At 74.5% G+C, this 23,281-nt stretch carries 18 protein-coding genes; 7 read left to right on the plus strand and 11 right to left on the minus strand.

The window, feature by feature from the left end; all coding sequences use genetic code 11:
* Window positions 1–145: 145 nt before the first annotated feature.
* Window positions 146–646, minus strand: a complete 501-nt coding sequence (locus D5H75_RS10135) for a metallophosphoesterase family protein (protein WP_119926150.1) — start codon at window positions 644–646, stop codon at window positions 146–148.
* The gene (locus tag D5H75_RS10140; protein WP_119926151.1) at window positions 643–1,701 is read right to left on the minus strand and encodes an NAD-dependent epimerase/dehydratase family protein; all 1,059 of its coding nucleotides are present in this window, start codon (window positions 1,699–1,701) and stop codon (window positions 643–645) included. The genes D5H75_RS10135 and D5H75_RS10140 overlap by 4 nt, the downstream gene beginning before the upstream one ends.
* 244 nt (window positions 1,702–1,945) lie before the next feature.
* Between D5H75_RS10140 and ligD the strand changes: the two genes are divergently transcribed.
* Complete coding sequence (ligD, locus tag D5H75_RS10145) at window positions 1,946–2,917, plus strand: non-homologous end-joining DNA ligase (RefSeq protein ID WP_119926152.1); 972 nt, start codon at window positions 1,946–1,948, stop codon at window positions 2,915–2,917.
* Here ligD and D5H75_RS10150 read toward each other — a convergent pair.
* Window positions 2,868–3,080, minus strand: coding sequence for a transposase (locus D5H75_RS10150; protein WP_119926153.1), 213 nt, complete (start codon window positions 3,078–3,080; stop codon window positions 2,868–2,870). The two genes, ligD and D5H75_RS10150, sit on opposite strands and share 50 nt — an antisense overlap.
* Before the next feature lie 187 nt (window positions 3,081–3,267).
* Here D5H75_RS10150 and D5H75_RS10155 point away from each other — a divergent pair, with 187 nt between their 5' ends.
* The 5 genes from D5H75_RS10155 to D5H75_RS10175 all read left to right on the plus strand — a co-directional run bounded on the left by D5H75_RS10155 (window position 3,268) and on the right by D5H75_RS10175 (window position 8,107).
* On the plus strand, window positions 3,268–3,579 hold the full coding sequence (locus tag D5H75_RS10155) for a hypothetical protein (protein WP_119926154.1): 312 nt from the start codon (window positions 3,268–3,270) through the stop codon (window positions 3,577–3,579).
* Window positions 3,580–3,772: 193 nt separating this feature from the next.
* On the plus strand, window positions 3,773–4,315 hold the full coding sequence (locus tag D5H75_RS10160) for a methanogen output domain 1-containing protein (protein ID WP_119926155.1): 543 nt from the start codon (window positions 3,773–3,775) through the stop codon (window positions 4,313–4,315).
* The gene (locus D5H75_RS10165) at window positions 4,312–5,961 is read left to right on the plus strand and encodes a SpoIIE family protein phosphatase (protein ID WP_119926156.1); all 1,650 of its coding nucleotides are present in this window, start codon (window positions 4,312–4,314) and stop codon (window positions 5,959–5,961) included. Before D5H75_RS10160 ends, D5H75_RS10165 begins: the two co-directional genes overlap by 4 nt.
* Before the next feature lie 51 nt (window positions 5,962–6,012).
* Window positions 6,013–6,885: an RNA polymerase sigma-70 factor gene (locus D5H75_RS10170; protein ID WP_119926157.1), complete on the plus strand. Its 873-nt coding sequence runs from the start codon at window positions 6,013–6,015 to the stop codon at window positions 6,883–6,885.
* A gap of 76 nt (window positions 6,886–6,961) precedes the next feature.
* On the plus strand, window positions 6,962–8,107 hold the full coding sequence (locus D5H75_RS10175) for an NAD(P)/FAD-dependent oxidoreductase (RefSeq protein WP_119926158.1): 1,146 nt from the start codon (window positions 6,962–6,964) through the stop codon (window positions 8,105–8,107).
* Between the two features lie 107 nt (window positions 8,108–8,214).
* Here D5H75_RS10175 and D5H75_RS10180 read toward each other — a convergent pair whose 3' ends face one another.
* The 3 genes from D5H75_RS10180 to D5H75_RS41405 form a co-directional block, all read right to left on the minus strand.
* Window positions 8,215–9,408 carry an SWIM zinc finger family protein gene (locus tag D5H75_RS10180; RefSeq protein ID WP_119926159.1) on the minus strand — a complete coding sequence of 398 codons (1,194 nt, stop codon included), beginning with the start codon at window positions 9,406–9,408 and terminating at the stop codon, window positions 8,215–8,217.
* On the minus strand, window positions 9,405–12,149 hold the full coding sequence (locus tag D5H75_RS10185; protein WP_242454115.1) for a DEAD/DEAH box helicase: 2,745 nt from the start codon (window positions 12,147–12,149) through the stop codon (window positions 9,405–9,407). The genes D5H75_RS10180 and D5H75_RS10185 overlap by 4 nt, the downstream gene beginning before the upstream one ends.
* Window positions 12,150–12,327: 178 nt before the next feature.
* Complete coding sequence (locus tag D5H75_RS41405) at window positions 12,328–13,920, minus strand: hypothetical protein (protein WP_202638018.1); 1,593 nt, start codon at window positions 13,918–13,920, stop codon at window positions 12,328–12,330.
* Window positions 13,921–14,105: 185 nt separating this feature from the next.
* Between D5H75_RS41405 and D5H75_RS10195 the strand changes: the two genes are divergently transcribed.
* A complete protein-coding gene (locus D5H75_RS10195; RefSeq protein WP_242454116.1) occupies window positions 14,106–15,005 on the plus strand; it encodes a hypothetical protein in 900 nt (299 codons plus the stop codon).
* An 89-nt stretch (window positions 15,006–15,094) separates the two neighbouring features.
* Here the strand turns inward: D5H75_RS10195 and D5H75_RS41410 are convergent, their stop codons facing one another.
* The 5 genes from D5H75_RS41410 to D5H75_RS10220 all read right to left on the minus strand — a co-directional run bounded on the left by D5H75_RS41410 (window position 15,095) and on the right by D5H75_RS10220 (window position 23,062).
* Window positions 15,095–16,282 (minus strand): hypothetical protein, encoded by a 1,188-nt coding sequence (locus tag D5H75_RS41410; RefSeq protein ID WP_202638019.1) that lies wholly within the window; start codon window positions 16,280–16,282, stop codon window positions 15,095–15,097.
* Entirely contained in the window at window positions 16,279–18,897 is a 2,619-nt protein-coding gene (locus tag D5H75_RS10205) for a DUF7824 domain-containing protein (RefSeq protein WP_147425106.1), read from the minus strand. Before D5H75_RS10205 ends, D5H75_RS41410 begins: the two co-directional genes overlap by 4 nt.
* Window positions 18,898–18,960: 63 nt before the next feature.
* The gene (locus tag D5H75_RS10210) at window positions 18,961–20,022 is read right to left on the minus strand and encodes a threonine aldolase family protein (RefSeq protein ID WP_119926162.1); all 1,062 of its coding nucleotides are present in this window, start codon (window positions 20,020–20,022) and stop codon (window positions 18,961–18,963) included.
* A gap of 81 nt (window positions 20,023–20,103) precedes the next feature.
* Window positions 20,104–21,357: an MFS transporter gene (locus D5H75_RS10215; protein WP_119926163.1), complete on the minus strand. Its 1,254-nt coding sequence runs from the start codon at window positions 21,355–21,357 to the stop codon at window positions 20,104–20,106.
* A 229-nt stretch (window positions 21,358–21,586) separates the two neighbouring features.
* Window positions 21,587–23,062 carry an alpha/beta fold hydrolase gene (locus D5H75_RS10220; protein ID WP_119926164.1) on the minus strand — a complete coding sequence of 492 codons (1,476 nt, stop codon included), beginning with the start codon at window positions 23,060–23,062 and terminating at the stop codon, window positions 21,587–21,589.
* Between the last annotated feature and the right edge of the window lie 219 nt (window positions 23,063–23,281).

A 23,281-nucleotide genomic window follows, 5' to 3' on the forward strand; every position in this document is an offset into this window, starting at 1 on the left:
CCTGGGGAGTCGCCGCAGCAAGGATATAGAGCGATTGATCACTATGACGGTCAGGCGGCGAACTCGCTCCTGACGCCCGCCTATGTTCCCCAAGCCGGAGGCAGGCGTGCGTCGTGTCCAGACGACCGCGCCTTCGCCAGGGGCGTCAGGGGTGGGGGAGGGGGTGGAGTTCTACCGAGGTGAGGGTGTGGTCTGTGATTCGGGCGGTCATGTAGGTGTGGTGGGGCTGGCGGCGGCGGTCGGTGGGGCTGCCGGGGTTGAGCAGGCGCAGGCCGGTCTCCGTGGTGGTGTCCCAGGGGATGTGGCTGTGGCCGAAGACCAGGACGTCGGTGTCGGGGAAGGCGCGGGAGCAGCGGGACTCCCGGCCCTGCGCGGGGCCGGTCTCGTGGACGACGGCCAGGCGGACGCCGTCCAGGGTGGCCCGGGCCACTTCCGGGAGGCGGCGGCGGAGCGCGGGGCCGTCGTTGTTGCCGTAGACGGCGATCAGGCGCTTCGCGCGGGCCTCCAGGCGGTCCAGCGTCTCCTCGTCGACCCAGTCGCCGGCGTGGACCACCACGTCGGCCCTGTCCACCTCGGCCCAGACCGGGGCGGGGAGGTCGCGGGCGCGCTTGGGGACGTGGGTGTCGGAGATGAGCAGGAGGTTCATTCCGCCGAGTTTCGCTGACCCACCCCGGTCGCGAACTCCCGGGAGCGCAGCGGGCCGCTCGTGCCCGCGCTCAGCGGCGGGGTGTCCAGGTCGTCGCCGGCGCGCAGACCCGCGAGGAAGGACTCGATCGCCTCGACGGAGGTGTGCCTGGGCGACCACTCCAGGTCGGCGCGCGCTCTCGTCGTGTCCATGAGCGGCACGCGGAGGAACAGGTCCAGGAGGTACGGCGACGCCGGCGCGAGGTGCAGGTGCCAGGCGGCCCACAGGGCGGCCCTGGCCAGGGCCGCCGGAACCGGGACCAGCCGGGCCTGGAGGAGGTCGGCCAGCCGCCGCGCGTCGAGCACGGGACCCGCGGCCAGGTTGAACGCCCCGGCCACCGGCAGGCGTACGGCCTGCGCGAACGCCTCACCGGCGTCCTCGGAGTGCAGGCTCTGGAAGCGGAGGCCCGGGATGTCGGGGAAGACCGGGATGGCCCGGGAGTTCCCCAGGACGCGCGGCACCAGCGGCCCGGCGAAGATGCGGCGCTGCTCGGTCGCCGAGGAGCGCTTGAAGATGAAGCCGGGGCGCATGCGCACCACCCGCATCTCGGGGTGGTCCCGCTCGAAGGAGTCGAGGTACCGCTCCAGGTACGCCTTCTCCCGACCGTAGGCGGCGGTCGGCCAGCCGTGGGTGGGCCAGTCCTCGGCGACCATCCGGTCCTTGGGCCCGGGGGAGTACGCCCCGACCGAGGAGGAGTAGACGAGCGCGTGGACGCCCGCCCTGGCCGCGGCCTCGAACAGGCGCGTGTTGCCCAGGACGTTCACCCGCCAGGTGGTGATCGGGTTGTGCGTGGGCTGGAAGATCCAGGACAGCGCGACGACCACGTCCGCGCCCTCGAAGTGGCGGGTCAGGTCGTCCCTGGCGATGTCCGCGGACCGCCACTCGGTCTTCGGCGGACTCCAGTCCGGCACTCTGCGCGCGAGCCCGACGATCGAGGCGACCTTCGGGTCCGCCGCCAGGGCGGAGACCAGACTCGTGCCGATGTTCCCGGTGGCTCCGGCAATCACTACCCGCATGCGCCCTCGCCTGCCCGCACCCGGCCCGCCCAAACCGGCGGCGGCCCCGGCCGGGCCGCCGTCGCCGCCTCGCCGGCGCCGGTGACGGCCGCCGACCTCCGGAATTCCGACATGTCGCCCGGCTCCCCGCCGCGGGCCGCCGCGCCTTCGGGTTTCCCCAACCCCGGGCCCGGAATTCCTCTGTGAATCGCCATTTCCTCCCGTCGCGTACGGCAAATGGCGGGGGATCGGTTAGTAGCGCGGCATGGGGGGACTTCCGGCGTATGAGCCGATGATGGCGCAGCTCGGCGCGTTGCCGTCCGAGGGCGACGAGTACGGGTTCGAGATGAAGTGGGATGGCGTGCGCGCCCTCGCGTACGTCGAGGACGGGCGGGTGCGGTTCGTCTCGCGCAACGGCAAGGACGTCACCGTCGCGTATCCCGAGCTCGGGGGGCTGGGGAAGGCGCTCCAGGGCCGGAGCCTGGTGCTGGACGGGGAGATCGTGGCGTTCGACGAGACCGGACGGCCCAGTTTCGAACGGCTCCAGCCGCGGATGCACCAGCGCAATCCCGCGCGCATCCTGGAGCTGGTCCGCGCCGTCCCCGTGTCGTACCTGGTCTTCGACCTGCTGCACCACGAGGACGGGCCCGTGGTCGGCCTGCCGTACGAGACGCGGCGGGAGCTGCTGTCGGCCGCGGTGTCGCGCGGGGAGCGGTGGGACGTGCCGCCGTTCTTCGTCGGCGACGGGGCCGAGGTGCTCGGGCAGAGCCGGCGGCTGGCGCTGGAGGGCATCGTCGCCAAGCGGCTGGCCTCGCCGTACCGGCCGGGGAAGCGCACGGCCGAGTGGGTGAAGGTGAAGAACTACCGGGCCCAGGAGGTCGTGATCGGCGGCTGGCAGCCGGGCGAGGGGCGGCGGGCCGGGTCGATCGGGTCGCTGCTGCTCGGGGTGTACGACGGGTCCGGGCTGAGGTACGCCGGGCACGTGGGGACCGGGTTCAGCGAGGCGGCGCTGCGCGAGCTGGCCGAACGGCTGGCGCCCCTGGAGCGGGAGACCAGCCCCTTCGCGGACGAGGTGCCGCGCGAGCACGCGCGGGCGGCGCGGTGGGTGGAGCCGGAGCTGGTGGGCGAGGTGCAGTACGCCGAGTGGACGGCGGACGGGCGGCTCCGGCACCCCTCGTGGCGCGGGCTCAGGAGCGACAAGGCTCCCGAGCAGGTGCACCGCGAGACGGCAGCGTGATCACCTCGACGAGGGCGGACAGGTCCAGCAGCCGGGCGAGGGAGTCCACGTCGGGGCAGTAGCCGACCAGGAAGCCGTGCTGCCGGACGCGCAGCACCCCGTGGCCGTCCAGCGTGATCGGCTCCACCTCGAACCCGTGCTCCCCGACCCAGCGTCTTCTCACGACATTCAGGTTATGTCGGGCGAACGGATGCTCCGTACGGAAGACAGGGAATAGCGAAATAGCCGTGGAATGTGCATTGTAACGAATGCGGGCGGCTCTTCGATTGAGCGGCGAGCGTCGTAGTCGGCGCTGATCGAATCAGTGGCCGAATGCGAGAGAAAATCGCGCTGAGAATCGGAGAACCGTTATGCTGAGTGCGTCCGCCGCCGTCGCGACCACCCTGACCGCGCTCCTCGCCGCACTGCCCGCGGGCACTCCCGAGGAGCCGGACGGGGGAGATCACTGGACCCCCGCTCCCCGGTGCCTGACCAGCACGCTCCGCACCGAGGGTCAGGTCCAGCGGCTCTGGGTGAGGAACACCTGCGGCGCCCCCCGGCGCTACCGGGTCGTGCTCGACCGGCGCGAGGACTTCCCCTGCGTCACTCAGCCGCCGGGGTCCGCCCCGCGCGCCTACGAATGGCGGCGGCCGGGGACGCTGCGGATGCTGGCGTCCTGCTGACCTAATCAGGAAATTTCGCCGCACACCGCCGACCGCCGGAAATATCCGGAAATGAGGGCAAGATGACGATCGTCAATGCCTCATATACCGAATCCTCCGGCAAGTCGGCGGTCGTCGGCGTAGCGTGGGGGGCTCACGGTACGTCAGGGAGTGGACGCGCCTTGTGGTTCCCGGGGCTGGAAGGGGAGAGACGATGTCTGGCGTCGAAAGCCTCGACCTCGGATACGAACGCGACGGCTTCATGCGGGCGCTGATCCGCGAGCTGGCCGGGACCCTGGAGGAGATCGTCGGGGTCGAGGAGGCCGCGGGCTACATCAGCCTGGTCAGCCAGCGCACCGGCGACGCCGTCAACGAGCGTTATCTCAAGGCGCTGGCGGTGGACAAGATCGACCGCGAGCAGATCGCCGACGTGCTGGTGGATCTGAAACGCCGCATCCAGGGCGACTTCTACGTCATCGAGGAGAGCGACGAGAAGATCGTCCTCGGCAACCGGGCCTGCCCGTTCGGCGAGGAGGTCCGGGGCCGCGACTCGATGTGCATGCTCACGTCCAACATGTTCGGCGTGATCGCCGCGCAGAACCTCGGCTACGCCAAGGTCGAGCTCAGGCAGACCATCGCGCGCGGCGCGGCGAGCTGCCGGGTCGCCGTCTACCTGCGCACCACCGAGGAGGCGGCGCGCGCCCCCGGCCGCGAGTACTACGGCGACCTGAGCGAGACGGAGCCGGTCGGCAGATGAGCAGGCCCCTGTTCAGCGAGGTCGGGCGCGTCATCAACGACCCGATGCTGCTGCTCACCCACGACGGCGAGATCCTCGCCTACAACCCGGCCGCCCTCCGCGCGATGGCCGGGCTGGAGGTGGGCGGCCGCCTGCAGGCGCTCAGCCGCGAAGGCGAGGACGCCGTGCGCGAGCGGCTGCGGCGCTGGATGCGCACCGGGGACCCGGTGGCCGCCGGCCTGACCTTCACCTCCCGGTCCACGGGCGACGAGCTGCGCTGCCGCTGCTACGGCGCCCGCGCCGGCTGGTTCGAGGGCGGCCCCGCCGTGCAGCTCCGCGCGGTCCCGGCCGACTCCACCGACGGGTTCATGCTGCTCAACGAACGGCTGTCGCGGGAGTCCGCGCTCCGCCGCAACGCCGAACGGCAGCGCGACCGCGCGGTGGAGCTGGAGCAGCACACCCGCCGTCAGCTCTTCCGCCTCTACACGCTCACCTCGGCGCTGGCCGCCGCGACGACGCTGCGCCAGGTCGCCGAGGTCGTGCGGACCAAGGTGCCGGAGGCGACCGACTGCCTGACGGCGGTGCTGGGGCTGGACCTGAAGCGCCTCATCCCCGAGGGCACCAGCCCGGACCGGCGGCTCACCCTGCGCCACGACCCGTGGGTGGACCTGGCCGACGACGAGCCGGGGCTGCTGGCGCCGGTGACCTCCGCCGTCCGCGTGCGCTCGCCGAAGCGGCCGCTCTCGCCGTACAGCCCGATCGCCTACGACCGGGACCACCACGCGCTGCTGCTGCCCATCACCTGCCAGAACGAGAAGGTCGGGGTGCTGGCGCTGGCGGTGGAGCGCACGAGCCCGCCGTCCCGGCTGGAGGAGGAGCACCTGCGCACGGTGGCCGCCCAGATCGGGCAGGCGCTGGCGCGGGCCGGGGTGCTGGAGCGGGAGTTCGACATCTCCGAGCGGCTTCAGCGCAGCCTGCTGCCGGCCGCGCCGGAGCTGCCCGGGGTGGCGACGGCGAGCCGGTTCACCGCGGGCAGCGACTCGATGGAGGTCGGGGGCGACTGGTACGACGTGTTCCCGCTGGCCGACGGGCAGGTGGGCTTCGTCATCGGGGACGTGGCCGGGCACGGGCCCGGCGAGGCGACGCTGATGGGGCAGCTCCGCAGCGCGATGCGGGCGAGCGCGCTGCGCTGCGGGGGCGACCCGGCCGAGATGCTCGGCGAGCTCGACCGCTACATGGCGGCCTACACGCCCGACATCATCACCACCGTCTGCTATCTGGTGCTCGACGAACGGCGGGGCGTCCTGCGCTACTCCAACGGCGGCCACCCGCCGCCGCTGCTGATCCGCCGCGACGGCGAGCAGGAGCTGCTGGAGGGCGCGCTGTCGCCGCCGCTCGGGGCGAGCGAGGAGGAGGACTACCAGGTCGCGTCGGTCTCGCTGGAGTACAGCGACACGGTCGTGCTCTACACCGACGGGCTGATCGAGCGCCGCTACGAGAGCCTGGACACCGGGCTCGCCCGGATCAAGTGGCTCGCCCGCGAGGCGCCGTACCTCTCGCCGGAGGAGCTCTGCAACCAGATCATGGACGGGCAGGACTCCGACGAATACCTCGACGACCAGGCGGTTCTCGTGCTGCGGCTGAGGGAGCACACGCCGGCGGGCTGACGGGTGGCGGCCGCCGAGGGGAGGCCGGGAAGGGGCGGCTATCGTGGCGCCGTGGCTGATCTGGACGAGTTCGAGGCGCACCGTGAGCATCTGTGGGCCGTGGCCTACCGGATCCTGGGCACGGTGGGGGACGCCGAGGACGCGGTCCAGGAGACCTGGCTGCGCTGGGAGCGCGCCGACCGCGACGCGGTGGACAACGCCCGCGCCTTCCTGACCACCACGGTCAGCCGGGTCTGCTACGACCTGCTCGGCTCCGCCCGCGCCCGCCGGGAGACGTACGTCGGGGAATGGCTCCCCGAGCCGATCGTCTCCGCCGAGCCGACGCCGGAGGAGCGGGCCGAGCTGGACGAGTCGGTCGAGGTGGCCTTGCTCGCGATGATGGAGCGGCTGACCCCGGCCGAGCGCACCTCGCTCGTGCTGCACGACGTGTTCAGCCTGCCGTTCGAGCAGGTCGCCGAGGTGGTCGGCCGATCCCCCGAGGCCGTGCGCGGGCTGGCCTCGCGCGCCCGGCGCCGGGTCCGCGAGCACGGGCCCCGCCGTACGGTCGACGTGGCGACGCGGCGGAAGGCGGTCGAGGCGTTCGTGGGGGCGGCCACCCGGGGTGACCTGCCGGGGCTGGTCGCGGTGCTGGACCCGGACGTCGTGTGGCGCGCGGACGGCGGCGGCGTGGTGCGGGCCGCGCGGCAGCCGATCGAGGGCGCGGACCGGGTCAGCCGCATGGTGCTCGGGCTCGTGACCAAGTGGTACCTGCCGGGCGGGATGTCGATTCGGTCCTGCGCGGTGAACGGCTGGCCGGGGATCGTCGTGCTCGACGCCTCGGGGGCGGTCAGCGTGGTGTTCGCGTTCGCGGTGGACGACGAGGGCCGGATCACCGAGGTCGATCTGGTGCTGAACCCGGAGAAGCTCACCCACGTGTCCCTGTGACGCGGATCACCCTCACGTTTCCCGCCGCCGCGTCGTCCCCCTTACAGCGAAGAAAACCGCGGCACAGGGAGAAGAGATGCACCACATCGTCGTACTCGGCGCGGGTTACGCGGGCCTCACCACGGCGCTGCGGCTGGACCGCCGGGCATCCCGCAAGGTGACGCTGATCAACGCCACCCCCGACTTCACCCAGCGCATCCGCCTGCACGAGCTGATCGCCGGCCGGCCCGGCGTGACCGTGCCCATCGCCGAGCTGACCCGGGGCACGGGCATCGAGACCGTGGTCGCCCGCGTCACCGGCATCGACCTGGACGCCCGCACGGTCCGAACCGCCGACGGGCGGGCGATCTCCTACGACACCCTCGTGTACGCCCTGGGCAGCCGCACGGACGTGAGCGCCCCGGGCGTGGCCGAGCACGCGTACACCGTGGAACGCGCCGCCGAGCTGCGGGAACGCCTGCGGGCGGGCGCGGGCGACCTGGCGGTGGTCGGCGGCGGCCTCACCGGGATCGAGCTGGCCACGGAGCTGGCCGAGGCGTACCCGTCCTGGCGGGTCAAGCTGGTCGCGGGCGGGGAACTGGCCCGCGGCGTCTCCGCCGGCGGGCGCGCCCACGTCGCCCGGGTGCTCGACCGGCTGGGCGTCGAGACCGTACGGCACAGCCGCGTGACGGCGGTCCACGAGGGCGGGCTGACCACGGAGAACGGCGAGATCGCGGCGGACGTCGTGATCTGGGCCGGGTCCTTCGTGGTCCCCGGGCTCGCCGCCGAGGCGGGGCTCGCGGTGGACGCCCGGGGCCGGGCCCTGGTGGACGAGACGATGCGCTCGGTGTCCCGCCCCGACGTGTACGTCGTCGGAGACGCGGCGGCGGTGGACATCCGCGGCGCCGAGTCCCGCATGTCCTGCGCGGCGGCCATGCCCATCGCCGCCCACGCCGCCGACTCGATCAACGCCAGGCTGGCGGGCCGCGAGCCGAAGCCCTTCCGGTTCCGCTACGTCCTCCAGTGCGTGAGCCTGGGCCGCCACGACGCCCTGGTCCAGTTCGTGAACGAGGACGACAGCCCCCACGACCGGTTCGTCTCCGGCCGCTCCGGCGCGTTGATCAAGGAGGGGATCTGCCGCTTCACGGTCGCCGGCCTCCGCATGTCCCGCCGCTACCCCGCCGCCTACGCCTGGCTCAAGGGCAGCCGGCACGCTCCCGCCCGCACCCTCCAGACCACCTGACCGCCGCCGTCCCCCGCGCCGATCTCGCGATTCCGCCCGTGCCCCGCGTCACCCGGCGCCTCGGGCGACGCCGGCGGGAATCGCGAGATCAGCGCACGATTCCGGCGTCAGCCCAGAAGGGGCGCCAGAGCGGTGGCGGGGTCGGGCGAGGGCGGGCCCGCGGGGGTCCACTGGCCGGAGCTCTGGCGGTACGGGTGCCAGCGGTCGTCGCGGCCGTAGCGGAGCTGGACGCCGGAGGCGGTCCAGCGGTTGCGGGTGACCTGGAAGGCGGGCCGCTCCCCGGGGTCCCAGGCGGAGTCGATCGCCGCGCGGGCCCGGGCCAGGGCGCGGCGGTCAGGGGTCCACGGCTCTTCGAGGGTCTCCAGGCCCGACGGCCCGCCGTACTCCCAGGCCAGCACGGCGCGGTCCAGCCGGCCGGGGTCGTCGCAGAGACGGGCGCGCAGCTCCGGGTCGGGGTGGGCCGCGGCCAGCCGCACGGCGTCCTGCCAGGGGGTGAGCGGCGGCTCGATCGGGGCGTCGGCGTGGCCGGGGGACAGCGCCTCGGCGAGGAGGCGGCGGGCGCGGGAGGCGGCGTCGGCGGCCAGGAACTCCAGCGCGCGGGCCTCGGCGGGCTCGCACAGCCCGGCGAGGACGGGGCCGGGCCCCGGCCGGTCCACCGGGGGAGGGGGCTCGGGCAGGGGCGGCGGCGCCGCCGCGTAGACCTCGGCGGCCGGGACGCCCGCGTGGGGCTCCGGCGCGGCGGGGGCCGTGCGGAGGCGGAGTTCGTCGAGGAGTTCGCGCTCGCCCCGCCCGCGCATCAGCAGCAGCACGAACGGGTCCTGGTCCAGCAGCCGCGCGACCTGGTAGCACAGCGCCGCCGCGTGCACGCAGGGGAATCCCCAGTCGTCGCAGCCGCACTCGGGCTCCAGGTCGCCGGCCGCCGGCAGCAGGTCCACGCCCGCGGCCTCGGCGTCCTCCACCAGCTCCGGCGGCATGTCGCGGTCGAGCAGCGCCGCCAGGTGCCCGGCCCGCGAGGCGACCATGCGCAGGAACGTGTCCCAGTCGGCGTCCGGCAGGCGCGGCACGAGCACCTGGACCGGGTACGGCATGCGGTCGCTGCCCTGCACCGACGCGGTGACCCGGCCCGGGGCGACCGTGACCGCGCCGACCGCGCCGCCCCTGGCGTACGAGCGGCCCTTCTTGAGGCGGCCGGCGTCGAGGGAGGTCTGCTCCAGCGCGGTGACCCAGGCGCGGCCCCACCAGGTCGTGGCGAAGGTGCGCCGGCCCGTGGCGGGGAAGGCGGGGAAGGTCTTGGCGGTCATCGGTCACCCCTTCTCAGCGCGACCAGCTCGGCCAGTTCGGTGTCGGTCAGCTCGGTCAGGGCGGCCTCGCCCGATCCCAGCACGGCGTCCGCCAGCTCGCGCTTGTGCGCCAGGAGCGCGGCGATGCGGTCCTCGACCGTGCCCTCGGCGATGATCCGGTGCACCTGGACGGGCTGGGTCTGGCCGATGCGGTAGGCGCGGTCGGTGGCCTGCTCCTCGACCGCCGGGTTCCACCAGCGGTCGTAGTGGATCACGTGCCCGGCGCGGGTGAGGTTGAGGCCGGTGCCCGCCGCCTTGAGGGACAGCAGGAAGACCGGGGCCTCGCCGTCCTGGAACCGGCGCACCATCTCCTCGCGCCGCCTGACCGGGGTGCCGCCGTGGAGGAACTGGGTGGCGACGCCCCGCGCCGACAGGTGCTTCTCGATGAGCCGGGCCATCTGGACGTACTGGGTGAAGACGAGCACGCCGCCGCCCTCGGCCAGGATCGTGCCGAGGAGCTCGTCGAGCAGTTCCAGCTTGCCGGAGCGGCCGGGGACGACCGGGCGCTCCTCCTTGAGGTACTGCGCGGGGTGGTTGCAGATCTGCTTGAGCGAGGTCAGCAGCTTGACCACCAGGCCGCGCCGGGCCATGCCGCTCGCCTGCCGGATCTCGGCCAGGGTCTCGCGCACGACCGCCTCGTACAGGCCGATCTGCTCGTCGGTGAGCGCCACCGCCCGGTCGGTCTCGGTCTTGGGCGGCAGCTCCGGCGCGATGCCCGGGTCGGACTTGCGGCGGCGCAGCAGGAACGGCCGCACCAGGCGCGACAGCCGTTCGGCGGCCTCCCGGTCGAGGTCGCCCTCGACGGCGTCGGCGTAGCGGGCGCGGAACGAGCCGAGCGTGCCGAGCAGGCCGGGGGTGGTCCAGTCGAGGATGGCCCACAGCTCGCTCAGGTTGTTCTCGACCGGCGTGCCGGTGAGCGCGATCCGGGCGCGGGCCCTGATCGTGCGGAGCGCGCGGGCGGTCGCCGAGAAGGGGTTCTTGACGTGCTGCGCCTCGTCGGCCACGACCATGCCCCACACGGGGCCGCCCAGCCGTTCGGCGTCCAGCCGCATGGTGCCGTACGTCGTGAGGACGAACGCGTCGCCGGCGAGGTCGTCCAGGTCGCGCGCGGTGCCGTGGAACCGGCGGACCGGGGTGCCGGGGGCGAACCTCTCGATCTCGCGCTCCCAGTTGCCGAGGAGCGAGGTCGGGCAGACGACGAGCGTCGGCCCTGCGGTGCCGGGGTTCTCCTGGCGGTGCAGGTGCAGCGCGATGAGCGTGATCGTCTTGCCCAGGCCCATGTCGTCGGCGAGGCAGCAGCCCAGCCCCAGCGAGGTCATCCGGTGCAGCCACGACAGGCCCCGGAGCTGGTAGTCGCGCAGCGTCGCGGCGAGCGCGGCGGGCTGCCGTACCCGCTCCTGGTTCTCCGGCTCGGCCAGCCGGTCGCGCAGGGTGGCGAGCCAGCCCTCGGGCTCGACCTCGACCAGCGTCCCGGCGTCCTCGACCGTGCCGGTGAGGGCGGCGCCGAGGGCGTCCACGGGGGAGAGCCGCAGGTCCTTGCGCTCGCGGGCGCGCCGGGCCAGCTCCTCGTCCACGAGGATCCACTGGCCGTGCAGGCGCACGACGGGCAGGTGGCTCTCGGCGAGCCGGTCCAGCTCCTCGGGCGTGAGCCGGCGGTCGCCGACGGTGAACCGCCAGCTCAGGTCGAGGAGGGAGTCGGCGGAGAAGAAGCCCGACGGGTCCGCGACGTCGGGACCGGTGACGACGGCGCGCGCCTTCAGGTCCCGGGTCAGCTCCCGGGGCCACAGCACGCGCACCCCGGCCCCGGCCAGCCGCCGCCCGGCCTCCCCGAGCAGTTCCCACACCTCGTCGGCGTCCACCTCGACAGCGTCGGGCACCGCCGCCGACAGCAGCGGACCCAGCGGCTCCCACGCGAGCGCCGCCCGCCGCAGCGTCAGCAGCGTCTCCATGCGCGCGTCCGCCCCGAACCCGGTGGCCCCGCCCCACACCTCGGCCGCGTCCGCGACCAGCGCCGGATCGGCCGCGCTCTGGAGCTGCACCACGACCCGGAACCCGCCCTCGTAGGCGTACCAGCTCGCGGTGTCCCGCAGCGCCGCCAGCCCGGGCAGTTCGATCCGCAGCGACACGGCCACCCCGGAGTCCAGCCCCGCCGTGACCTCCTCGGCCCAGCTCCGCCGCTCCGGCAGGTAGTGCGGGCGCATCGAGGCGTACGGCGACACGCCCACGGCGGCCTTGGCGGCCGGGGTGCGCGGGAGCACGTCGGCCATGGCGTCGAGGAACGCCTTGACCAGCGACTCCGCCTCCGGCAGTAGGTCGCTCCCGGCCACCGGGACCGCGCGGGCCTCGGGCGGCATCGCGGCGGCGAGCTCGCGCACCCGCCGGACGTCCTCGGGCTCCAGCGGCCCCGCGCGCCACGCGTCGAAGTCCCCGGGGGACAGCCCGGGCAGGATGCGCCCCCGCGCGACGAGCTGGAGCCCCAGCACCGCAACCGCCCCCCAGAAGGCCCCGCTCGGCGACCCGCCGCCCGCCCGCAGCCGCGTGAGCACCGGCAACGCCTCGTCCAGCGGCATCGCGAGCGCTCGCACCGTCGCCGGCTCCGGCCGCAGGAGCGTCAGCTCCTCCGCGGCCCCGTCCGGCGGCTCGCCCTCCCGCCAGAAGGCCACCCGCCCCGCCCTGGGCGGATCCCCCGGCAGGAAGACCACCGAACATCCACCCAGCTCACCAACCTGATTCCGCCCCAAGTCCGCCACGCCGCCGATCGCCGCTCTCTCCTGGATCCCGCCCCTACCGTGGCGCGCCCGCGACCCCGCCGCGAGAAACGCGCGCCAGACAGTACTTCAATTCCCCGCCCCCCGCACCCGCCGATTCGCGGCTTCCTCGTCACCAGGCGAGGTCGGTGATGGGGGCTTCGGTTTGCCAGGTTGGGCGGATGGGGTGGCCCAGGAGGCGGGGGGAGGTGTGCGGGGCGGGGGTGGTGGGGGCGGGGGTGGAGGTGGTGAGGTCGGCGCGGTAGAGGAGGTGGGTGGGGCCCTGGTCGCAGGTGGGCGGGTGGGGGCCGGGGGAGTAGGTGGTGCCGGGGGTCCGCCGGACGCCGATCAGGAGGTGGCGGCCGGACGGGTCGAGGGTGGTGGCGGCGACCTCGCCGCAGGCCGGGGAGTAGACGACGCCGGTGGGCTCGCCGGTGGCGCGGTCGTGGAGGGCGACGTGGTGGGCCTGCGCCATGGGGCGGTGGGTGACGAGGAGTTTCGCGCGGTCGGGCAGGTGGAGGGGGGAGATCTGGCCCATGACCTGGGGGGTCAGGACGTCGCGGTGTGGGGCGCCGGGGGCGTCCACGTCGATCTCGGCGACGCGCGTGCGGGTGTCGGTGAGCGTCAGGCCGAGGGTGCGCGCGTCCGCCCAGTACAGGCCGGGGGTGTCGCCGGGGTCGCGGAACGTGCTCGCCGGGCCGGTGCGGAGCCGGTGGGCCGTGGCCGGGTCGCGCGGGTCGATGAGGTCGAGCCGGGCCGTGCCGGTGCCGCCGGGCTCGTCCACCTCCACGGACCAGCGGGCGATCCGGCCGTCCGGGGACACCGCGAGGTCGGTGATCACCCCTTCCACCTCGGGCCCCACCCGCTCACGGATCTCGCCGGAGCCGTCGCCGTCCACGGTCACCCGGTAGAGGTACGACTTGCCGTAGCCGTCGCCGGAGTCCGTCGCGGCGGCGTAGTACCGGCCCGGCGAGGTGTCCCGGGCGACCGCCGTGAACCGGTAGACGCGCGGGTCGGGCGCGCTGAGCCGCTCCACCTCCTCCCCCCGCTCCACGTCGAGCACGGCCAGCCGTACCCCGGTCACGACCAGCGCGTGCCGGGGCGTCCCGTCCTTGGCCACGGCCGGCGGGCTCGGCGGACCCGCGGGCGTCAGCCGTACGGCGAGCGCCACGCCCCCGGCCAGGACGGCGATGACCGCGACCGCCGCGCCGACCGGCCGCCAGGGGACGCGGGGGAGGGGGTCCCGGCGGACACCGCTCCAGGCCGCCGCGACCGCGAGCGCCAGGGGCGGCATCGTCAGCGCGAACCCCGTCCAGGGGAATCCCGTGTCGGGGTCGAAGTCGCAGTCGTACGCGTCAGGGGGGTAGGGATCCACCGCCTCCGCCGCGTAGGCCAGCAGGCCGGGGAGCAGGAACATCACCGCCGCGCCCCCGGCCGCCCACAGGTGTACGGCAGGCCGCCCGCGCCGGACGACGAGCCAGGCCAGTCCGGCCAGCAGGACCGGCCGCGCGAGCTCCAGATCGTTCCTGGCCTGCCACAGCGCGCTCTGAGCCGCCCACCGCCATTCCTCCACGGAACCGGTCATCGCGGTGCACGAGTAGAACTCGACCCCCATGGCCTCGGGGAACGCGCTGCGCGCCGCCTCGGTCACCAGGTCGCAGACCGCCCACCCCACGAGCAGGCACCACCAGAAGGCCGTGTGTGCCTGCGACCGCGACGACTGCATCGGGGGATCAACTCCAGCGCGTGAGGGTCTGGAAAACCTACCAATCCCCCTCGAATCCCACCCGCAACAAGCGCGATCCAGGGGTGTGAGATTGGCCGTCAACGGCCAGCCAGGATCGTTGTCAGGGCTGGTGGGCGGGCGGAAACTCAGGGCGCCGGGCACGATCCTCGACCGCTGGAGGAGTCATGCGAAGACGCGCCCCCGGGAACCGCACCACCGTCAGGCCGGAACTCCGGCGTCTGCTCGCCGCCCTCCTCGGGGTGTTCGCGGCGATGTCCGTGATCGCGCCGCCCGCCTCCGCGCTGGCGCTGCCGACCCCGAAGGACTTCGTGTCCAACCTGGACCTGGAGTGCTACAAGACCAGCCCGTACACCCCGCCGGCCGTCGGGCTGACCCTCCGGCACCTCAACCCCGTGCTCGGCGGCCTGCCGATCGAGCAGGTCACCCTGGGCGCGAGGGAGCAGCTCTGCGTCCCGGTCGCCAAGAACAACGTGCTCCCGCCCGCCGGCGTCATCGACTTCGTCAGGTTCGTGGACCTGTCCTGCTACCGGATCAGCGGCCCGCCGGTGAACCGGAACCTCGTCCTCAGCCACCTCAACCCGGTGCTCCAGGGCCTGCCGCGGCAGCCGATCACGATGCTCCAGCCGCAGCACCTGTGCGTCCCGGTCGCCAAGAACGGCGTGATCCCACCCGCCGAGGTGCTGTCGCTCGTCCGGCACATCGACCTGAAGTGCTACGCGATCACGCCGAACACCCCCATGAACCGCAACCTGAACCTGCGCCAGCTCAACCCCGTGCTGACCAACCAGATCCCGCCCGCGACGGTCCAGGTCACCGCCGCCCGCCAGCTCTGCGTCCCGGTCCAGAAGGCCGGTGACGACATCCCGCCGGCGATCATGAACATCGTGCGCTGGATCGACGTGGAGAAGTTCGACATCACGGGTCCGGCCATCAACCCGGTCAACCTCACCCTCCGCCACCTCAACCCGGTCCTCGGCCACCTCCCCGCCGAGCCCGCCACCCTCACCACCCGCCACCAGCTCGCCGTCCCCGTAGCCAAGGACGGCCAGTTCCCTCCGGGCTGACCCCTGACCCCGGACCCCTGATCCCTGGTCCCGATGAGCCCCCTCCCCGGGCCGTGCCGTACGGCGTCCCGCCCGGGGAGGGGGCGCGGCTACCCGGCCGCGCCGACGAGCTCCGTCAGCCCCCGCCGCACCCGCCCGACCTCCTCGGGCGGCAGGGCCAGAGTGATCTCGACGGTGGTCTCGGCGTCCAGGGCGGCCGCGGCCTCGGCGGTGAGACGGAGCGTCAGACGGTCACCGTGGAGGTTCCAGGACACGAGGCCGCCTCGGTGCGGGTGGTCGCCCAGGACCAGCAGGTGGCCGGACTCGCCGTCGCCCAGCACGCCGAAACGGTCGCCGCGCTCGGCGCCGCGCAGGCCGAGGCCGCGGCGCCGCCCGTCGTGGCGGTAGTCGCACTCGGTGACGGTCAGGTGGCCCAGCGGCTCGTAGGAGACCTCGCCCCACGGGGAGGCGGCCTCCTCCTCCGGGGGATCGGGCACGTCCCTCCTGCGCGCGGTCGTCACGAGGCCGGCGTGCTCCGCGGAAGTGGCGAACGAGAGGAACACGCCGCCCGGACCCGTCTCATCGGGGCCGATCCCGGCTGGGTGCGACATCGGTGGCCCCCCGGACCACGGCTCCGGCTCGGGCGCGGTCAGCGCGACGGGAATCGGGCGCGGGGCGATCTCGATGACGGCCGGGGCGTCGTACGCCACGTGCGGGCGCGTCCGGGTCGCCACGAGATGGACATACGCCTCCAGCCCGTCGGAGTGGGTCTCCGTCTCGTAGCGGAAGGGAGTCTCCGTCTCGTAGTGGTAGGCGCTTTCCGTCTCGTGGTGGGTCTCCTCCGGAGGCAGGGGGTCGTTCTTGAACCCGATCGGCGGCGCGGTCGGCAGGGCGTCCGCCAGCCAGGCGGGGATCCGCCGTCGCGGGAAGAACGTCAGCTCCTCGACGTACGCCGTGGGAGGGGCGCCCGCCGGGAACGGGTCCGACTCGCCCGCCGGTTCGAGCGTGCCCTGGTAGGCGCGGCTGCCCGGCGCGAACTCCAGCCGGCACGACACCCAGGTGCCCTCTCCGGGGACGTACGCCTTCTCGCGCATCTGGTCGAACTGCTCGTCCAGCCCGAATGCCTCGCCGGCGCGCGTGCCGCCGTCCTCCATCCGGTACGTCACCGAGGTGCGGGCGTGGTTCCCGAGCTGGGTGCGCTCGACGACCGCCTCGCGCCATCCCTCGGGCGCCGCCGCCGTCACCGCCGCGCCGATCGCGAGCCGCTCGCGGTGGCCGCCCTTGTGCCCGCCGTTCACGCTGAGACCCCTCTCATGTCGGAGCCGGTGGACGAGACGAATTCGTGCAGGCGGCGCGCCTCTCGGACCGCCGCGCTCCGGCCCGTGCGAGCGGCCAGCGCGGCGATCTCCGGGAACGCGCCGCGGATGCCGGTTCCCACCGCGATGCGGCGGGCCAGGACGAGGAGCGCGTCGAGCCGGTGCGGCAGGCGGCGCGCGGAGGCGAGGGCCGGGATCGCGGAGACGATCATGGTGAACACCTCGGCGTGGGCCCCGCGCTGGGCGGTTCGTTCCAGCGCCGGGAGGAAGCGCCCCAGCTTCAGCCCCTTGCGGGTCACCAGGAACCCGATCTGCCGCCCCATCTCGGCGGCGGGCAGCTCGCCCCGCGCCGTGAGCGCCCAGATCGCCGGCAGGATGCGCCGCTCGTCCTCCGCGCGCCCGCCGTAGGCGTCGCCGTTCTCGGCCAGCCGGTAGGCCAGCGCCAGCGCCACCGCCTCGCCCGCGGGCCCCTCCCCGGTGACGGCGCGCGCGACCTCTTCCGCCGCCGCCGTCGCCCGGTCCCACGAGGCCGGCAGGAAAGGCACGAGGTGGGCGGCGGCCACCTCCCGGTGCGAGGGCAGTACGGCGGGCAGGGCAGAGAGCTGGTCTCGGTCGCCGTGGAACCCTCCGGGGTCGCGGTTGAGCAGTAGATCGATCAGCGGCAGCCCGGTCCGGGGCGCCCGCGAGGTGACCACGGGTTTCACGTAGTGGAAATCAACGTCCGGTTCCTTGTCGTCGAGCCAGGTCGACTCCCCGGACGAGCCGACCCGCGCCGCCCAGCGGACACTGACCTGGGGCTCGGGCCGCGCCGTGCCGGCCAGCCACGCCGCCACGATCCCTCCCGCCGCCGAGGTGAGCCGTCCGGCCCGCTCGGCCGCCTCGGGGTCGGGCGTCCGGGGCAACCGCAGCAACGCCTGCTGAAGGTCGGCGGACAGCGGCTTCACCCCGGCGGCCTCGTGCTCCTCCATCCGCGACACGAGCACGCCCGCGTCCACGTGCCCGCTCGCCCGGGTCGGCGTCGCGAGCAGCACGGGGGGAATCTCGTCCCGCTCCACCGCCGCCAGGATCTCCGCGCACCGGTGCAGCAGCATCAGCTGCGGCGGCGCGACCAAATCCGCCGGGGGCATGCGCCGGGACCAGTCCCAGGTGGCGGTCCCGGCGATCACGTGGCCCGCCGCGCACAACCAGTCGTAGGCCTGCGCCCACGGCCGGCTCTGCCACGGCTTGGTGGCCTGGCCGAGCGACCGCTCCAGCGCGGCCCGGACCCCGGGGCGATCCCGGTGCGCCAGCGTGACCAGTCCGGCCATGAGCCGTTCGACCGCCACCCGGCCGGAGGGATACCGCCGCAGCGCGTTGATCAGCTCCCCCCTCGTGAATTCCCGCGGGCTCACGCCCTTGTCGGGAGGCACGCCCGGCAGCTCGCCGGGGACGAAACCGTCCGCCTCCTCCTCCGGCACCTCGCCGCCGAACGTGCCGGCCAGCCGTACGGCCAGGTCGGGCGGGAGGAGGGGTACCGCGTCGGCGAGGGCGGCGCGGGACTCGGCGGTCATGAGCGGGGCGTGCTTGAGGGCGATGCGGACGGCCCGCTCCTGTACCTCCCGCGAGGTGGAGTGGAAGGCGGAGGCCAGACTCCCGATGAGGGAGGGGTCGTGGCGTACGCACCTGTCGAGCCAGGACAGGCCGGCGCGGACGAGGGCGGCCTCGGGGCGGAAGAGGAGGGCCTCGACGCACTCGGCGACGTGTTCCGGGGGGAGGCCGCCCAGGGCGCGCAGGTGGCGGAGGGCCAGGGAGGCGACGGGGCCGGGCGCGGCGGGGAGGAGGCGCACGTAGTCCAGGAGGCGGGGGCGGATCTCGTCGTCCGACGGCTCCAGCAGGTCGTGGAGGCGGACGAAGAAGCGCAGGTCGGTGTCGGCGCCGCCGCGCAGGAACCGGGTGACGCACCCGTCGAGGAGGAAGCGGCGGTCCACGTCGCCGTCGCGCGCCATGCCGGCGAGCATCACCTGCCAGGAACGGACGTCGTGGTGGTCCTCGCGCAGGAGGCGGCCCACGCCGTCGGCCTCGAAGATCTGGGGCAGCAGCGCCGGCAGGAGGGGGTCCGCCCGGTCGGCCCGGCCCGCGTCGGTGACCCAGGCGAGCACGAGCGGGCCGTGGAGCGGAGGCTCCTCGCCGCTCTCACGCAGCAGGGCGAGCGCCAGCGCGGCGTCGCGGTCGCGGCGGCCCCGCAGCTTGAGCGCCATGCGGCGGCCCAGGTCGGCCCGCAGCTCGGCGGGGCGGTGCCGCAGGATCCAGGCCAGGCGCCCGCTGTCGTCGCCGGACCGCCAGCCCGGCTGGAGCCCGCGCCGGTTGAGCCACGTCGCGATCGCCGCCGCCCCGCCCAGCACGCCGACCCCGGCCGCCCGCAGCTCCGCGCCGTACTCCTCGACGGCCCACGAGTCGCCGCCGCGCTCGCGGATCGCCGTGAGGTGGCCGGGCAGGGCCTTGGCGACCTCGGGGCGTTCGTGGTCGGAGAGGGTGACGACGAGGGCGGCGACGCCGTCGGGGTCCTTGGCGTCGATGAGGGCGCGGACACGCTCCCACACCGGCGGGGAAGTGATCATGCCGGGGACAGTAGAGCCCCCCGCCGACAGAATCCGCGAGCGATCCGCCCGGCCCCTGCCGGGTCAGGTGCGGGCTCGGGTTACCAGGGACTCGATGAGGGCGGCGACCTCGGCGGGCTTGAAGTCCAGGGCGTTCTCGCCGACGACGATCTCGAAACTGGACGACTCGGGGTCGGGGGAGGTGCGTGGGCGGAGGAAGAGCTGGACGCCTTCCTCGGCGATGAGGTCGTCGTGGGCCCGGCCCAGGGCGGCCGCCGGGACCGGGACGTGGACGTGGAACAGCGGCGTCAGCGGTACGGCCGGCCGCGTCCGGGCGACCCCTCCGGCGTTGATCGCGGCGGCCAGGGCCACGGCGTGGTCGCGGTAGGCGGGCATGCGGGCGAGCGCGCCGTCGAGGCGGACGAGCGCGGCGGCGGCCAGCGGCCACGCGTCGGAGATGCCGCCGCCGAGCCGCTGCCGCCAGACCTCGGTCTGGGCGATCGTGGCGGCGTCACCGGCCAGGATCGCGCCCCGCACGCCCTCAAGCCCCTTGTAGAGGGACACGTAGACCGTGTCGAAGAGGGCGGCGATCTCGGCGTGGGGCCGGTCGTAGTACGGCTGCGCCTCCCACAGCCGCGCGCCGTCCAGGTGCGCCGCCGCCCCGCGCTCGCGGGCCCAGGAGGTCTGCGCGACCAGCTCGTCCCACGTGGGCAGGAGCCCGCCGATGTCCCGCTGCGGCAGCTCCAGCAGCAGCGCGGCCAGCGGCTCGGCCACCGCGTCGAGGTCGGCCAGGCCGATCAGGGCGTTCCGGTCGCCCACGGGGTGGAACCGCAGCCCGTGCACCACCGAGTAGCCCTGCCGCTCCCACACGTCCAGGTGCGTCTGCGGATGGGCCGCGAACGCGAACCGTCCCCGCCGCTCCGCGTGCACGCGCAGCGCCGCCTGCTGGGCCATCGTCCCGCTGGGGAAGAACAGCGCCCGCTCCTTGCCGAGGAGCTCGGCCATCCGCCGTTCGAGCACGGCCACCGGCCCGTCGGGCCCGTCGGCGGGGGTGTCGGCGGGCAGCGCCGCCAGCATCTCCCGCAGCAGGACGTGCGGCCTCCGCCGCGTGGGACCGTGCAACGCCAGGGACCGCCGGATCTCCATGCGCCAAACCGTACCTTGTCGCGAATATCTCGTGACAAGGGCGTCGATCTCGCGACAAGGGCGTCCATCGTGACGAGGCCGTCAGGCGGTGGCCTCCTCGGGCCGGGACCGGCGGACGGGGGTGAGAGCGGCCGCGCCCGCGAGGACCAGGAACACGGCGCCGGTGGCGGCGAACACCGCCGGCGTGCCGTACGCGGCGGCGGCCGTGGTGAGCAGGGCGGCGCCGATCGGGCCCGGGGCGGTGTGGATCGTCCAGAACGCGCTGGTCACCCGGCCGAGGAGGGGTTCAGGGGTGACCTCCTGGCGCAGCGACATGGAGCAGATCCCGGCGACGCCCGTGCCGAGGGAGTAGGCGGTGATCAGCAGGGCGATCGCGGGCACCGCGCCGGTGACGGCGAGCAGGGCCACGGCGATCCCGCACAGGACGTACGAGCCGAGCCAGGAGACGCCGAAGCCGAGGGTACGGCGGGCCCGCGCGACCACGAGCGAGGCCAGCACGGACCCGGCCGCCGACGCCGCCATCGCCACGCCCACCACGGCGTCGGACTGGCCCAGGTCGTGCTTGAGCCGGTAGATGAACAGGTCGGTCAGGGCCATCATCAGGAACGTCAGCAGCGCCAGCGCCAGCGTCAGCGGCCGCAGCACCGGATGCCGCCACAGGAAGCGCACCCCCGCGAGGAACCCGCCCCGCGCCGGCTCGGACGCCCCCGAGGCGCGCAGCCGTACGAACACCAGGCCCAGCGCGGAGACGGCGAAGGTGGCGGCGTCCACCGCGACGGCGGCGACCGGCCCGGCGCTCGCGGAGAGGACGCCCGCGAGCATGGGCCCCGCGACGGCCGCGCCCGAGTAGGTCGCGTACAGGCGGCCGTTGGCCTCGGTGATCCGCTCTTTCTCGACCAGCGCGGGGATGGCGGTCACGTACGCGACCTGGAAGACCTTCCCGAGCGCGGCGCCCAGCGGCACGACCACGTAGAGGAGCCACACCTGCGGCGAGAACGCCCAGGCCACCGGCACCGCGGCGTACAGCAGCGCCCGGACCAGGTCCGCCCCGATCATCAGCCGCCGCCGGTCGTACCGGTCCACCAGGTGCCCCGCGAAGATCCCGGCCACGACCGCCGCCACGCCGCCGACCCCCGTGAGCAGCCCCATCTGCGTCACGGACCCGGTGGCGTGCAGGACGAGCAACGGCAGGGCGATGTAGGAGAACGAGTCGCCCGCGACCGACAAGGTCTGCGAAACCCAGAAAAACCCGAAATCACGCGATATCCGAACCATCCGCCCACCCTGAGACAGCCGCACCTCCAAGGTCAACAAACCCCGCCGCCCACGCCGCATCCCGTACGGCTCCCGCCCGCGTCCGCCGTACGGGATGCGCGGACACGCGGCGCGGCCGTCACGCCGTACGGCCGGGCGTCACGCGCCACACGGATGGGCATCACGCCGTACGACCAGGCGTCACGCGGCGCGGCGGGGCGTCACGCCGTACGGCAGCGGCCGCCGCCGCACCTTCGGGCGGTGCGGCGACGGCCGGAACGGTCGCTCCCAGAGGCGGCCACCGGGGCGGTCACTCCTTGGGGCAGACGGTGCCCTTCGGGGGAAGGCGCAGGTCGGTCAGGTAGCGGTCGGCGTGGGCGATCACGCAGCGCACTCCGGACAGGTAGAGGCTGTGACCGGGGGCGTCGTAGCGGACGGTGGCGGAGCCGGGGACGTTGCCCACCAGAGCGGCGGTCATGCCGTGGTCCGTCCGGCTCCCGGCCCCGAGGAGGGGTGGCAGCTCGCGCGCCGGGATCGGCCCGGGCGGGTTCGCCGGGTCCGGCCGGCCGGAGCAGACGGTCCGGAGCCAGGCGGCGGACCGGCCCAGGTCGGGCAGGTCGCGCCCGAGCTCGCGCCGTTCGCGGGCGAGGGCGCGGTAGCCGCCGCCGGTCCCGTAGTTGGGGCACTGGGCGGCGATCCCGGCCGGGCGCGTCCAGACCTGCGAGTTACCGGCGACGAGGTCCGCGAACCCCGAGACGTCGCCCCGCCGCGCGCGGTCGATCGCCGCGGCGAGGTCCCGCCAGCGGCCCTGGTCCTCCTGGGCGAGGAGGAGCGGGGCCGCGAACGCCAGGTGCATCCCGCTCATCTCGCCCCGGACCTCGCCGAACGGGCCCTTGCCGGTGAACGGGATCGGCCGCCGGTCGGCGTCCCGCAGCAGCCGCCGCCACACGCCGCGCACGTCCTGCCCGCGCAGCGCGCACGCCGGGTCCTCCGCGCACCAGGCGGCGAAGCGCCCGAACACGCGCTCCAGCGGCTCCGTCCCCAGCCGGCTCAGCTCGGTCAGGCTCACGGTGTGGTCCGGCGTGCCGTCGAGGTACATCGCCCGGATCCGCCCCGGGTGCAGCCGCGCGTACGCCGCCGCCGGGAAGCCCCCGTACGACTCGGCCATGAGGCTCAGCCGCTCCTCGCCCAGCACCGCCCGGATCGCCTCCATGTCGCGCGCCACCGAGACCGCGTCCAGGTGATCGACCAGGCCGGTGCCGTCGGCGCGCCGGCACCGGTCCATCGCGTCGGCCAGCGCCCGGGCCTGCCTGCCGTACGCCTGGGGATCGCGCGGGTCGGTCACCAGCGCGACGCCCGGCCGCGAGCATTCGGGCGCCAGCGCGGCCAGCCGCTCGTAGTGGTGGCGAGGGTCGAACGCCACGAGGTCGAACCGCTGCCGCAGCCCCGCGAAGTGCCGCCCGGACTGGGCGAGATCCTGGACCGAGGACTTGCCCGGGCCGCCCGGCACCAGGAGCACCGACCCGATCCTGGGCCCGGTCGCGGCCAGCCGCGCCACCCTCAGGTCGATCGCCGGCCCGCCCGGCCGGGCCCAGTCCACCGGAACCCGCACCGTCGCGCACCGCATGTCGGCGGGCAGTCCCGGGCCCGCGCACGTCTCCCAGCGGGGAGCCTTCTCCTGCGTCGTCGTCCTCGTCGTCTCCGCCGCCGCCGTACCGCCGGAGATCGTCGATCCGGCCAGCGCCGCCGTCAGCAGCCCGCCCGCGGCGAGTCTCGTGATTCGCATGGCGTCTCCTTCCACTCACCTCCACGATCCCGGCTCGGCTCCGCGAATCCCTCCTGCTCACGGCCCCTTTCACCGCTGGGCCCCAGGTCCCGCGCGCCCCGCCGTCCGGGCCCCGGCTCCCAATCCCCCTCCTCCGTACGGCGGAGCCGCCCGCCCCACGCGAGGACGGCGATCCGCCCCGCGTACGTCGGGCGGGGATCGCGAGATCACGGCAGGCGG

The sequence above is a fragment of the Bailinhaonella thermotolerans genome, from assembly GCF_003594875.1.
Taxonomy (GTDB): Bacteria; Actinomycetota; Actinomycetes; order Streptosporangiales; family Streptosporangiaceae; genus Bailinhaonella; species Bailinhaonella thermotolerans.

What these genes read in the sequence shown, in the direction of transcription:
- D5H75_RS10135 (WP_119926150.1), bottom strand. Translation starts at nt 646, where the DNA reads ATGAACCTCCTGCTCATCTCCGACACCCACGTCCCCAAGCGCGCCCGC.
- D5H75_RS10140 (WP_119926151.1), bottom strand. Translation starts at nt 1,701, where the DNA reads ATGCGGGTAGTGATTGCCGGAGCCACCGGGAACATCGGCACGAGTCTG.
- ligD (WP_119926152.1), top strand. Translation starts at nt 1,946, where the DNA reads ATGGGGGGACTTCCGGCGTATGAGCCGATGATGGCGCAGCTCGGCGCG.
- D5H75_RS10155 (WP_119926154.1), top strand. Translation starts at nt 3,268, where the DNA reads ATGCTGAGTGCGTCCGCCGCCGTCGCGACCACCCTGACCGCGCTCCTC.
- D5H75_RS10160 (WP_119926155.1), top strand. Translation starts at nt 3,773, where the DNA reads ATGTCTGGCGTCGAAAGCCTCGACCTCGGATACGAACGCGACGGCTTC.
- D5H75_RS10165 (WP_119926156.1), top strand. Translation starts at nt 4,312, where the DNA reads ATGAGCAGGCCCCTGTTCAGCGAGGTCGGGCGCGTCATCAACGACCCG.
- D5H75_RS10175 (WP_119926158.1), top strand. Translation starts at nt 6,962, where the DNA reads ATGCACCACATCGTCGTACTCGGCGCGGGTTACGCGGGCCTCACCACG.
- D5H75_RS10180 (WP_119926159.1), bottom strand. Translation starts at nt 9,408, where the DNA reads ATGACCGCCAAGACCTTCCCCGCCTTCCCCGCCACGGGCCGGCGCACC.
- D5H75_RS41405 (WP_202638018.1), bottom strand. Translation starts at nt 13,920, where the DNA reads ATGCAGTCGTCGCGGTCGCAGGCACACACGGCCTTCTGGTGGTGCCTG.
- D5H75_RS10195 (WP_242454116.1), top strand. Translation starts at nt 14,106, where the DNA reads ATGCGAAGACGCGCCCCCGGGAACCGCACCACCGTCAGGCCGGAACTC.
- D5H75_RS10205 (WP_147425106.1), bottom strand. Translation starts at nt 18,897, where the DNA reads ATGATCACTTCCCCGCCGGTGTGGGAGCGTGTCCGCGCCCTCATCGAC.
- D5H75_RS10210 (WP_119926162.1), bottom strand. Translation starts at nt 20,022, where the DNA reads ATGGAGATCCGGCGGTCCCTGGCGTTGCACGGTCCCACGCGGCGGAGG.
- D5H75_RS10215 (WP_119926163.1), bottom strand. Translation starts at nt 21,357, where the DNA reads ATGCGGCGTGGGCGGCGGGGTTTGTTGACCTTGGAGGTGCGGCTGTCT.
- D5H75_RS10220 (WP_119926164.1), bottom strand. Translation starts at nt 23,062, where the DNA reads ATGCGAATCACGAGACTCGCCGCGGGCGGGCTGCTGACGGCGGCGCTG.